Annotated in this window: 9 protein-coding genes; all 9 read left to right on the forward strand. The window is 69.9% G+C overall.

The window, feature by feature from the left end:
- Nucleotide 1: 1 nt before the first annotated feature.
- The 9 genes from ACFWBQ_RS05345 to ACFWBQ_RS05385 all read left to right on the forward strand — a co-directional run bounded on the left by ACFWBQ_RS05345 (nucleotide 2) and on the right by ACFWBQ_RS05385 (nucleotide 12,475).
- Entirely contained in the window at nucleotides 2-1,336 is a 1,335-nt protein-coding gene (locus ACFWBQ_RS05345; protein WP_385484146.1) for an ABC transporter substrate-binding protein, read from the forward strand.
- A gap of 6 nt (nucleotides 1,337-1,342) precedes the next feature.
- Nucleotides 1,343-2,284 (forward strand): carbohydrate ABC transporter permease, encoded by a 942-nt coding sequence (locus ACFWBQ_RS05350; protein ID WP_385484149.1) that lies wholly within the window; start codon nucleotides 1,343-1,345, stop codon nucleotides 2,282-2,284.
- 3 nt (nucleotides 2,285-2,287) lie between these two features.
- On the forward strand, nucleotides 2,288-3,187 hold the full coding sequence (locus ACFWBQ_RS05355; RefSeq protein WP_385484151.1) for a carbohydrate ABC transporter permease: 900 nt from the start codon (nucleotides 2,288-2,290) through the stop codon (nucleotides 3,185-3,187).
- A 3-nt stretch (nucleotides 3,188-3,190) separates the two neighbouring features.
- Nucleotides 3,191-4,456, forward strand: coding sequence for a 6-phospho-beta-glucosidase (locus ACFWBQ_RS05360; protein WP_385484154.1), 1,266 nt, complete (start codon nucleotides 3,191-3,193; stop codon nucleotides 4,454-4,456).
- Nucleotides 4,447-5,421 (forward strand): N-acetylglucosamine kinase, encoded by a 975-nt coding sequence (locus tag ACFWBQ_RS05365; protein WP_385484157.1) that lies wholly within the window; start codon nucleotides 4,447-4,449, stop codon nucleotides 5,419-5,421. The genes ACFWBQ_RS05360 and ACFWBQ_RS05365 overlap by 10 nt, the downstream gene beginning before the upstream one ends.
- Before the next feature lie 323 nt (nucleotides 5,422-5,744).
- On the forward strand, nucleotides 5,745-7,130 hold the full coding sequence (locus tag ACFWBQ_RS05370) for a hypothetical protein (RefSeq protein ID WP_385484160.1): 1,386 nt from the start codon (nucleotides 5,745-5,747) through the stop codon (nucleotides 7,128-7,130).
- Between the two features lie 11 nt (nucleotides 7,131-7,141).
- Nucleotides 7,142-8,182, forward strand: coding sequence for a glutamate ABC transporter substrate-binding protein (locus tag ACFWBQ_RS05375; RefSeq protein ID WP_385484163.1), 1,041 nt, complete (start codon nucleotides 7,142-7,144; stop codon nucleotides 8,180-8,182).
- 43 nt (nucleotides 8,183-8,225) lie between these two features.
- A complete protein-coding gene (locus ACFWBQ_RS05380) occupies nucleotides 8,226-9,569 on the forward strand; it encodes a hypothetical protein (RefSeq protein ID WP_385484166.1) in 1,344 nt (447 codons plus the stop codon).
- A complete protein-coding gene (locus ACFWBQ_RS05385) occupies nucleotides 9,566-12,475 on the forward strand; it encodes a tetratricopeptide repeat protein (RefSeq protein ID WP_385484169.1) in 2,910 nt (969 codons plus the stop codon). Before ACFWBQ_RS05380 ends, ACFWBQ_RS05385 begins: the two co-directional genes overlap by 4 nt.

Below are 12,475 nucleotides of genomic sequence, written 5' to 3' on the forward strand. Positions count from 1 at the left end.
CATGCGCAGAAGCCGACTGACCACCACCGCAGCTGTCGCCGTCGCCGCTATCTCGGTCCTCGCCACCGCCTGTACGGGCCAGGCCGAGTCCGGTGCCGACGACGACCCGAACGCGAGGACCACGATCAATTTCTGGCACGGCTGGAGCGCGCCCTCCGAGGTGAAGGCCGTGCAGGACAACGTCGACCGGTTCGAGAAGACCCACCCGAACATCAAGGTCGACGTCGTCGGCAACATCAATGACGACAAGCTCAACCAGTCGCTGCGCACGGGGAGTTCGAACGGCCCCGACGTGGTGTCGTCGTTCACCACCTCCAACGTCGGCAAGTTCTGCTCGTCCGGTGCCTTCGCCGATCTGAAGCCCTTCATAGAGAAGTCGAAGCTGGACCTGGAGAAGACCTTCCCCAAGGTCCTGCTCGACTACACCCAGTTCGAGGGCAAGCGCTGCGCCCTGCCGCTGCTCGCGGACGCCTACGGCCTCTACTACAACAAGGACGCCTTCGAGAAGGCCGGTGTCACCGCACCGCCGAAGACCATGTCCGAGCTGGCCTCGGTCGCGAAGAAGCTGACGGTCACCAAGGGCGACAGCTACGAGCAGCTCGGCTTCATGCCGACCTACCACGGCTACGAGACGGTTGCCGAGCACTACCAGCCCTCGTGGGACCACACGTACTTCGACGCCGACGGCAAGTCCAACATCGCCAAGGACCCGGCCTTCGCCAAGATGTTCACGTACCAGAAGAAGCTGGTCGAGGACCTCGGCGGTTACGGGAAGCTGGAGAAGTACCGCGGCACCTTCGGTGACGAGTGGGGCGCCAAGCACCCGTTCCACACCGGCCAGGTCGCGATGCAGCTGGACGGCGAGTGGCGGCTGGGGATGGCCACGGACGCCGAGGTGCCCTTCGAGATCGGTGTGGCGCCGATGCCGGTGGCCGACGACGAGGCCGACAGCTACGGCAAGGGCTTCCTGGCCGGCACGATCATGGGCATCGCCCCGGCCAGCAAGAAGCAGAACGCGGCCTGGGAGCTCGTGAAGTTCATGACGAGCGACACGCAGGCCGTGGTCGACTTCGCGAACGGCATCCACAACGTGCCCTCCACCTTCGCGGCGCTGAAGTCCCCGGACCTGAAGTTCGACCCCCGGTTCAAGACCTTCCTGGACATCGCCCAGCACCCGAAGTCCAGCACCCCCGACGGGGCGGTCAACGGGTCGACGTACCAGCAGACCATCCAGGACTTCGGCTTCCAGTACGAGAAGGGGGCGGTGAAGGACCTGAAGGCCGGTCTGGAGAAGACCGCCGCGCAGATCGACACCGACATCGCCAAGGCGAAGTAGACCCCGATGACCACGCACACACTCCGCTCCAAGCACCGCAGGTCGGCGCTGCGGACGGCTGCCTTCATGTCGCCGTGGCTGATCGGGTTCACCGTCTTCTTCGCGTACCCGATGGTCTCGACCGTGTACTTCTCGTTCATGAAGTACGACGGCTTCGGGGTGCCGTCCTTCAACGGGCTGACGAACTGGACGTACGTCTTCAGCGACTACCCGATGTTCTGGCCGTCGCTGCGCAACACGCTCTGGCTGGTACTCGTCATGGTCACCTGCCGGGTCGTGTTCGGCCTCGGGATCGGCATGCTGATCACGAAGATCAGGACGGGGACGGGGCTCTTCCGCACCTTCTTCTACCTGCCCTACCTGGCACCGCCGGTCGCTGCGACATTGGCCTTCGTCTTCCTGCTCAACCCGGGGACGGGGCCCGTCAATTCGCTCCTCGGCGATCTGGGTCTGCCGACACCGGGCTGGTTCAACGACGCCACCTTCTCGAAGCCGGCGCTCACGATGCTCGCGGTGTGGGGCATCGGCGACCTGATGGTGATCTTCATGGCCGCACTGCTCGACGTGCCGAAGGAGCAGTACGAGGCGGCCGAGCTGGACGGCGCGTCCGCCTGGCAGAGATTCCGCTTCGTCACGCTGCCGAACATCTCGCCGATCGTGCTGTTCGCCGTGGTGACCGGGGTGATCCAGGCGATGCAGTACTACACGCAGCCGCTGGTGGCGGGGAAGGTCGCCTCGGGTGTGATCGGCGGATCCGGGCAGCAGTTCGAACCGGGCTACCCGGACAAGTCGACTCTGACGCTTCCCCAGCTCGTCTACAACCTCGGCTTCCAGCGCTTCGACTACGGCTCCGCCTGTGTCGTCGCCCTCGTCCTGTTCGCCCTGGCCATGACCTTCACCGCACTGCTGATGCGGGGCCGCAACAACCTGATCCAGGCCGGTGACTGAGCCATGACCCAACTCCTCGACACGCCCCGCCCGGTGCCGGCCGCCGACACCTCCACGCCCGCTCTGCACGCCGCTCGCCGCAAGGCCCTGCTGCACTGGACAGCCGTCCACTCGCTGGGCATCGCGGCCGCCCTGTTCTTCGTGCTCCCGTTCGTCTTCGTCGTCCTGACGTCGCTGATGAGCGACCAGCAGGCGCTGACCCGGGACCTCACCCCCAACACCTGGGAATGGGACAACTACCAGCGGGTCTTCGACACCCCCGGCTTTCTCACCTGGTGGCGCAACACCCTGCTGTACGCGGGGGTGGGCACCGTCCTGACCGTCGTGTCCTCGGTGCCCGTCGCGTACGCGCTGGCGAAATTCCGCTTCCGGGGCCGCAAGCTCTCGCTGATGCTCGTCATCTCGATGATGATGCTGCCGCCGCAGGTCGTCATCATCCCGATGTACCTGTTCTGGGCGAAGCAGCTGGACCTGTCCGGGACGCTCTGGCCGCTGATCATCCCGATGGCCTTCGGCGACGCGTTCTCCATCTTCCTGCTGCGCCAGTTCCTCCTCACCATCCCGGACGAGTACCTGGACGCGGCGAAGGTCGACGGATGCGGCGAATTCCGCACGCTGATCAGGGTCGTCCTGCCGATGGCGAAGCCCGGCATCGCGGCGATCGCCCTGTTCCAGTTCTTCGCCGCCTGGAACGACTACTTCGGACCGCAGATCTACGCCTCCGAGAACCCGGCGGCCTGGACACTCAGTTACGGCCTGGAATCCTTCAAGGGCGCACACCACACCGACTGGAACCTGACCATGGCCGCGACCGTTCTGGTCATGGCCCCCGTGATCGCCGTCTTCTTCTTCGCCCAGAAGGCATTCGTCGAGGGCGTCACACTGACCGGAGTAAAGGGCTGATTGATGAAGCTCGCAGTAGTGGGTGGCGGGTCCACCTACACGCCTGAACTGATCGACGGTTTCGCACGGTTGCGGGACACCCTGCCGGTCGAGGAGCTGGTGCTCGTCGACCCGGCGGCCGACCGGCTGGAGCTCGTCGGCGGCCTGGCCCGGCGGATCTTCGCCAAGCAGGCCCACGCCGGACGGATCACCACCACGTCCGACCTGGACGCCGGGGTGGAGGGCGCCGACGCGGTCCTGCTCCAGCTGCGCGTCGGCGGACAGGCCGCCCGCGGCCAGGACGAGACGTGGCCGCTGGAGTGCGGCTGCGTCGGCCAGGAGACCACCGGGGCCGGCGGCCTTGCCAAGGCACTTCGTACGGTGCCGGTCGTGCTCGACATCGCCGAGCGGGTCCGACGCACGAATCCCGACGCCTGGATCATCGACTTCACCAACCCCGTCGGCATCGTGACCAGGGCGCTCCTGCAGGCCGGGCACAAGGCCGTCGGCCTGTGCAACGTGGCGATCGGCTTCCAGCGGAAGTTCGCAGCTCTGCTCGACGTCACCCCCGCCGAGGTGCACCTGGACCATGTCGGGCTCAACCACCTGTCGTGGGAGCTCGGGGTCCGGCTCGGCGGTCCGGACGGCGAGAACGTCCTGCCGAAGCTGCTCGCCGAGCACGGCGACGCGATCGCCGACGACCTGCGCATGCCCCGGCAGATCGTCGACCGGCTCGGTGTCGTCCCCTCGTACTACCTGCGGTACTTCTACGCGCACGACGAGGTCGTCCGTGAGCTCGGCACGAAGCCGTCGCGGGCGGCCGAGGTCGCCGCGATGGAGAAGGAACTCCTGGCCATGTACGGCGACCCGGCGCTGGACGAGAAGCCGGCGCTGCTCGGCAAGCGTGGCGGCGCCTTCTACTCGGAGGCGGCCGTGGACCTGGCGGCCGCCCTGCTCGGCGGGGGCGGCTCCGCGGTGCAGGTGGTCAACACGTACAACAACGGGACACTGCCGTTCCTGCCGGACGACGCCGTGATCGAGGTGCAGGCCCGGGTCGACGGCACGGGTGCCACGCCGCTCGCGGTCCCGGCGCTCGACCCGCTCTACGCGGGACTGATCGCCAATGTGACGGCGTACGAGGACCTCGCCCTGGAAGCCGCGCTCCGGGGCGGCCGGGACCGCGTCTTCAAGGCCTTGCTCTCGCACCCGCTCATCGGCCAGTACGAGTACGCCGAGGCGCTCACCGACCGGCTGATCGCGCACAACCGGGAGCACCTCGCGTGGGCGTGAATGCTTCGGTCGTCGCCATCGATGCGGGGAACAGCAAGACCGATGTGGCACTGATCGGCGAGGACGGCACGGTCCTGTCCACGGCCCGCGGAGGAGGCTTCCAGCCGTCGGCGGTCGGTGTGGAGGCCGCGGTGGACGTGCTGGCCTCGGTGCTCGGCCAGGCGCTGGAGACGGCCGGCGAGCGCGTCGGGAGCATCGGGCACGTGTCGGCGTGTCTGGCCAACGCCGACCTCCCGGTGGAGGAGGAGGAGCTCACGCAGGCTCTGGTGGAGCGTGCGTGGGGCGCCACGGTGGAGGTGCGCAACGACACCTTCGCGGTCCTGCGGGCCGGGGTCGACGAGCCGCGCGGTGTGGCCGTCGTCTGCGGCGCCGGGATCAACTGCGTGGGCATGGTGCCCGACGGGCGTACCGCGCGCTTCCCCGCCATCGGCCGGATATCCGGTGACTGGGGCGGCGGTTCGGGGCTCGCCGAGGAGGCCATGTGGTTCGCGTCCCGGGCCGAGGACGGCCGGGGTGAGCCGACGGAGCTGGTCCGTACGCTGCCGGGACACTTCGGGTTCGGCTCGATGTACGAGCTGATCGAGGCACTGCACCGGGGGCGGATCGCGTACGAGCGCCGGCATGAGCTGACCCCGGTGCTGTTCACCACGAGCGCGGCCGGGGATCCGGTGGCGCGTGCCCTGGTGGACCGGCTGGCCGATGAGGTCGTCGCCCTGGCGTCGGTCGCGCTGGGCCGTCTGGAACTGCTGGACGAGAAGGTACCGGTGGTGCTGGGCGGCAGTGTGCTCGCCGCTCGGCACACACGGCTGGACGACCGGATCGCCGGACTCCTGGCCGACCGCGCCCCGAAGGCGGTGGTCCGGGTGGTCTCGCAGCCCCCGGTGCTGGGGGCCGGTCTGCTGGGTCTGGACCGCATCGGGGCGGCGCCGGAGGTGCACAGCAGGCTGCGCACGCACTACAACTGACACACGGTCGCACCGGAGGGGGCGTCTCGAGGCTCCGGCGCCGCGAGACGCCCCCTCCGCACGGGAACCGATCAGATGTCCCGAACGTGTTCATGGTGGGGAGATCGATCCGCTTCGGGGGATCCATCGGGAATTGCGCGGGGGGCTTGTCTTGATCGGCCGCGTCCGTCCTGATCGAATGCTCCTGATCGACTACGGGGATCGACGCGGGATCCAGGCATTCCTGGTGGATGCCGTTCCCTGCGGCCATACTTCTGGCCGGGTACCAGTCCTCCGATCGGCCGGGGGGCAGGGCCACCGCCAGTGACCGAGGGGGAGGTCAAGTGACATACCCGCCGAACGGGGACTCGCAGGAGCGCGCGCCGGATTCGGCGGCCGCGCCCACGACCGTACCCGCGCAGCGTCGTGGTGCCGGGGCGGTGGCCGCCGAGCGGCTACGGGCCGCGGCGACGACCGAACCGGGCAGGCTGCAGATCATCGGTGCCGTACTGGCGCTGCTGGTCGTGGCGTTCGGGGTGGTCACGGCCCTGGAGATCTCCGGGCGGGCCTCGGCCGCCGACGACGTGGTGACCCGCAGTCAGCCGCTCAGCGCGGACGCGGCGAGCATCTACCGGTCGCTGGCCGACGCGGACACGATGGCGGCGAGCGGCTTCCTCGCGGGTGCGCAGGAGCCCAGGGACGTCCACGAGCAGTACGAGAAGGACATCAGTGAGGCCTCCCGGCTCCTGGTGAAGGCCGCGGCGAGCACCGATGCGTCGTCATCGTCGTGGCACGAGATCACCACGCTCAACGAACTGCTTCCCGAGTACACGGGCCTGGTCGAGCGCGCCCGCGCCAACAACCGCCAGGGACTGCCTCTCGGCGGCGCCTATCTCCGGTACGCGAACCAGAAGATGACGAACGAACTCCTCCCGGCAGCCGAGCGGTTGTACGCGGCGGAGACCGGCCGGCTCGGCACCGACTCGACCGATGCCCGGCAGTGGCCGTTCTTCTCCCTGGGTGCCGGGATCGTGGCACTGTCCGCGCTGGTGTGGATGCAGCGGCGCAACCACCGCAGGACGAACCGTGTCTTCAACCACGGGCTGCTCGCGGCGACGGCCGCGGCGGCGGCGGTGCTGCTGTGGCTGGCCGTGGGACACACGGTGGCGCGGGCCGAACTGCGTGAGGCGATGGCCCACGGGCAGGAGTCACTCGATGTCCTCAACAACGCGCGGATCAACTCGCTGAAGGCGCGCGCCAATGAGAACCTCACCCTGGTGGCCCGTGGCGCGGTGCTGACCGCGGACGGCGAGCAGGACAAGTACGAGACCGACTACAGCACGGGCATGAAGTCCCTCGGCGCACAGCTCAGGAGCGCCGAGAAGCTCGCCGATGACCTCCGGGGGAGCGAGCCGGTGGCGAAGGCCATCACCAGCGTGTCCGAGTGGCAGGACCGCCACAAGAAGGCCCGTGCGACGGACGACCAGGGCGACTACGAAGGTGCCTTGGAGCAGATCATCGGTTCGAAGGGCTCCACGGGCGAGTGCTTCGAGCAGGTGGACCGGGCGCTGCAGAAGGCGCTCACCCATGAACAGGGCGAGTTCACCGCGGCGGCGAAGGACGGGCGCGGGGCGCTGGGCGGGATGCCGATCGGGGCAGCCGTCCTCGCCGTAGTGGGTGCGGTAGCGGCGATTGCCGGGGTCAACCGCAGGCTCTCGGAGTACCGGTGAGAGGGGGAGCGATGACCAGGGCCAAGGTCTGGGCCGCCTGCGGCAGGCTGCGTGGCTGGGGGGGTGTGACAGGCATGGCGGTGGCCTGTGCCATCACTGCCTCACTCACTCTGCTTCCGCTGACGCACGGCGGGGGCTCCTCGGGCAAGGAGAGCACGGGGCAGAGCGCGACGTCGGCCGTGGCCTCCGAGGCCGACGCGTGCACGGATCCGGAGGCGAGCCTGCAGCGGTCGAGCGCGGACGGTCCGAGCATCAAGAAGATCCAGGAGCGCGGAAAGCTGATCGCGGGTGTCGACCAGAACAGCTTCCGCTGGGGCTACCGCAACCCGGAGGCGGAGACCAGCACGCTCGAAGGCTTCGACATCGATCTGGTGCGGGCCATCGCGAAGAACATCCTCGGCGACCCCGACGCGGTGATCTTCCGCGCCATACCCACCAACCAGCGCATCGCCGCCCTGGAACACGACAGGGTCGACGTCGTCGTACGGACGATGACGATCAACTGCAAGCGCCTCGAGCAGGTCTCGTTCTCCACCGCCTATTTCCAGGCCGGTCAGCAGGTGCTGGCCCCCAAGGAATCGGAGATCACGGGGTACGACAAGTCGCTCGCGGGCAAGCGGGTCTGCACCGCCGAGGGCTCCACCGCGTACGAGGCGCTGGAGAAGGAGTCGTACGGTGCGACCTTCCGGGACGAGAACGACGGCACCGAGCAGGACCTGGACCAGCTGACCGTCCCCAACCAGCTGGACTGCCTGGTGCGGCTGCAGCTCGGCGAGGTGGACGCAGTGGTCACGGACAACGCGCTGGCGGCCGGCCAGGCCGCTCAGGACCCGGCAGTGGAGCTCAAGGGCGACAAGCCGTTCACCACCGAGTACTACGGCGTCGCGGCGAAGCTCGGAGCCGACGATCTCGTGGCCCGGGTCAACCAGGTGCTGCACGACTACCGCCAGGGCGGTGCCGACAGCCCCTGGATGGTGTCGTACCGCAAGTGGCTGGCGACCGGACTGCCCGGGATCACGGCGCCGCCGGCGCCCAAGTACCGGACCAACTGAACCCGCCGGGCCCCGGCCCGGCAGAAGAGCGGAGAGGTGATCGATGAGCGTCGCGGGATCCTTCCCCGGCTTCGCGGGGAGGCCCCCCGGCCCGGTCATGGACCGGGACGAGGCGGACCGTGCGCTGGCCCGGCTCGGTGCGGAGCACGAGGCGATCGAGACCTCGCTCCTCGCCCTGCAGGACCATGCCGGCCGCCGGCTCCTGGAGGGCGCCGATCTGACCGGTGCCACCAAGGAACGCTGGGCCTCCACCGAGCAGTCCATCACCCTGCTGTGGGGGTACTTCGACGCCTATGCGGGGGCGCTCCGCGCGGCCCGCGGGATCCGGTCCAGGCGCCGCTACCCCAGCAAGGACGACCTGGTGGCCCTCACCGAGCTGCTGCGCGGCGACGGTGTGACCGTGGCGAACCCGGCGGCGGTCAGCCCCGAGCCCGGACTCACGGGCCCGGCCAGGCTCTCCGAGCGGTTCACGCTGGAGGAACTCGTCGCCCGGATGAACGATCTGTACGCGCGCTCGCTGGACATGGTCGTCGCCTCGGACTCCGTATGGTCGGCGCTGCCCGCCCGGATAGACCTGCTCGCCGCCGAGCTGCGCCGCACCCGCTCGCTGGCGCACTCCGTCGGTGTGCGGCCCGGGGAGCATCCGGCGGGCGACGACCTGGAGTCGATCACTGAGGAGCTCACCACACTTCGGGTGCAGGTGATCTCCGATCCGCTGGCGTTCTGGCTGCCGGGTCCCGGCAGCGCGGCGCCCGGAGGCGGGCGCCCCGACACCCTGCGCTACGACCGGGCGGCCCGCGCCCTGGAGGACGTGCGGCGGGAGATCGAGGCGGTGCTCGCGGTGCGTCAGGACGCCGAGCAGCGCCTCGTCCGGCTGCGTGACGTGCTGTCGCGCGCGGACCGCACGCTCGCCGAGGCACGTTCGGCGCGCGGCGAGGTACTGGCAAAGATCGCCGCCTCGGAGGTACCCGCGGTCAGCGGTCCGGCGACCGCGTTGCAGGAGCGGCTGGCAGCGGCGTCGGAGTACCGCAGGCACGCGCAGTGGAACCGCCTCTCGCCGCTGCTCGACTCGCTGGAGCGGGAGGCCGAGGACGAACTGCTGCGCGCGCGGGAGTCGCTGACGTCCGTCACGGCGCCGCTCGCGGTCCGTGCGGAACTACGGGGCAGGCTCGACGCGTACAAGGCGAAGGTTGCCCGGCACGGTCTGGCGGAGGACCCGGTGCTGATCGAGCGGTACGACGCGGCGCGCCGGGTGCTGTGGAGTGCGCCGTGCGATCTGCGCGTCGCCGAACAGACGGTGCTGCGCTATCAGCAGGCGGCCGCGGATCTGTTGACGCCGCGCAGCCGGGACGGACAGGACCGGGGCGATCAGGGGAGGACATCATGAGTACGCAGTGCCGGCGCCCCGGGTGCGGGGGCAGCTACGAGGACATGGGCGGCGGTGAGCTGTACTGCGACACCTGCGGCCTCGCTCCGGTCGCGTCGCCACCGGAGCGAGACCCCATGAGTACGCAGTGCCGGCGCCCCGGGTGCGGGGGCAGCTACGAGGACATGGGCGGCGGTGAGCTGTACTGCGACACCTGCGGTCTGGCGCCGGTCGTGTCGACGGGCATGCTGAGCTCGCCGCCCACCGGTATGGCGGGCGGCGGCAAGGGAAGCAGCAGCACCTCGCAGCGGTCGAGTTCGCGCGCGTCCTCGCGGTCCTCGTCCCGCTCGTCGACCTCGCGGCGTTCGGTCTCCGGGCGGCTCTCCCGCTCGTTGTCGGGCACTTCGGTCTCCCGTTCGGTGTCGGTGCGCTCCTCGGGCACCTCGACGGGTGTCTCCGGCCGCGGCAGGCTCGGTGCCGGTCTGGTGCTCGTTCCGGATGTACCGCGGCCCGATCCGCGGACCGCGGTCATGGAGAACCCCGAGGTCCCCGAGCGGAAGCGGTTCTGCTCCCGTTCCGACTGCGGCGCCCCGGTGGGCCGGGCTCGCGGCGAACGGCCGGGCCGCACCGAGGGATTCTGCACCAAGTGCGGTCACCCCTACTCCTTCGTGCCGAAGCTGCAGAGCGGCGACATCGTCCACGGGCAGTACGAGGTCGCGGGCTGTCTGGCGCACGGCGGGCTCGGCTGGGTCTATCTCGCCGTGGACCGTGCCGTCTCCGACCGCTGGGTGGTCCTCAAGGGCCTGCTGGACACCGGTGACCAGGACGCGATGGCTGCGGCCATCTCCGAGCGGCGCTTCCTCGCGGAGATCGAGCACTCCAACATCGTCCGCATCTACAACTTCGTGGAGCACCTGGACCAGCGGACCGGTTCGCTCGACGGTTACATCGTGATGGAGTACGTCGGCGGCAAGGCGCTCAAGGAGATCGCCAACGAACGCCGCACACCGGCCGGAAAGCGGGATCCGCTGCCGGTCGAGCAGGCGTGTGCGTACGGCATCGAGGCGCTGGAGGCGCTCGGCCATCTGCACAGCCGCAACCTCCTGTACTGCGACTTCAAGGTCGACAACGCGATCCAGACCGAGGACCAGCTCAAGCTGATCGACATGGGCGCGGTGCGGAGGATGGACGACGACGAGTCGGCCATCTACGGCACGGTCGGCTACCAGGCACCGGAGGTGGCCGAGATCGGCCCGTCCGTCGCCTCCGACCTGTACACCGTCGCACGGACGCTGGCGGTGCTCACCTTCGATTTCCAGGGGTACACGAACATCTTCGTGGACTCGCTGCCCGACCCGGACAACATCGAGGTGTTCCGACGGTACGAGTCGTTCTACCGGCTGCTCGTGCGGGCCACGGACCCGGATCCGGCGCGGCGGTTCGCCTCGGCCACGGAGATGGCCGAGCAGCTGACGGGCGTGCTGCGGGAGGTGGTGGCCCTGCAGACGGGGCGTCCGCGTCCGTCGCTCTCGACGCTCTTCGGTACGGAACTGCGGGTTACGGACTCGGCGTTGTTCGCCGAGCTGACGGACGAGGTGTCACGGCTCGGCGTCCGGGCGGCTCCGGCCGGCGGCCGGCGCTTCGGGCGGCGACGGAACGGCGCGGCTGTGCCCGTTGCGCAGGGTGCGGTGGCGACCGCTGTGGCCGCTGCACTGCCGGTCGGCGGCCTGCCCGGGGGCGGCATGCCCGCGGGGCCACCGGCCGTGGGGCCACCGGCCACCACCGCGTACAGCGCTCCGGGCGCCGGTGCGCTGTACGCACCCGACACCCACGTCCGGGGCAGCGGGAGCGGCACGTCGGGTGGCGGCAGCGCGCTCGCGTACGCCCCGACGCAGGCGCCCGTTCCGGCCCCGCGCGCGGCGGTCGCGGATCCCGGCACCCTCTCGGGGGCGTACACCGGCCGCGTCGGCCCCCGGCTCGCGGTGTTCGACGCGCGGGCGACCTCGCTCGCCCTGCCGGTCCCCCGGGTCGACGCGAACGATCCCAACGCCGGTTTCCTCGCGGGAGTGATGACGTCGGCGCCCGCCGAACTGATCGCCGCGCTGCAGACCGTGCCCGCCGCCTCGCTGGAGACCCGGCTGCGCGAGCTGCGCGCACGCCTGGAGATGAGCGAACTCGACGCCGGTGCCCGGGCACTGGCGGCCCTGGAGGCCGAGCACCCGGACGACTGGCGGGTGGTCTGGTATCGCGGTGTCACCTCCCTGGTGACCGGCGACAACGAGGTCGCGGCGCTGTCCTTCGACGCGGTCTACGACGCGTTCCCCGGCGAGCCCGCGCCGAAGCTGGCCCTGGGGATCTGTGCGGAGGTGCTGGGCCAACTGGACAACGCCGCTGAGTACTACCGCCTGGTGTGGGCGACCGACCCGAGCTTCGTCAGCGCCGCATTCGGCCTCGCCCGGGTACAGATCGCCGCCGGCGACCGGGTCGGGGCGGTGCGGACCCTGGAGTCCGTACCGGAGTCGTCGATCCACTACACGGCGGCACGGGTGGCCGCGGTGCGGGCGCGGCTGCGCGAGCGGGTCCCCGACGAGCCGCTGATCAGCGATCTCCTCGCCGCGGCGGACCAGGTGACGGCGCTGAAGGGCTACGGTCTGGACGCGGTCCGCCGCGAGCAGTTGTCGACCGAGGTGCTGGGGACGGCACTTGACTGGGTACTCTCCGGTAGTCCCACAGCTCAGTCGCCGGCCACGGCCTCCCCCGCAACCGCGGGACCGAGGACGCTGCTGGACAGTGAGCTGGACGAGCGAGGCCTCAGGTTCGGCCTGGAACGCTCGTACCGGATGCTTGCCCGGCTCGCGCAGCGGGGCGACGAGAGGATCGAACTGGTGGAGCGGGCCAACCGTTTCCGCCCCCGGACCTGGGTGTGA

This window comes from Streptomyces sp. NPDC060035 (genome assembly GCF_042736635.1).
Taxonomy (GTDB): Bacteria; Actinomycetota; Actinomycetes; order Streptomycetales; family Streptomycetaceae; genus Streptomyces.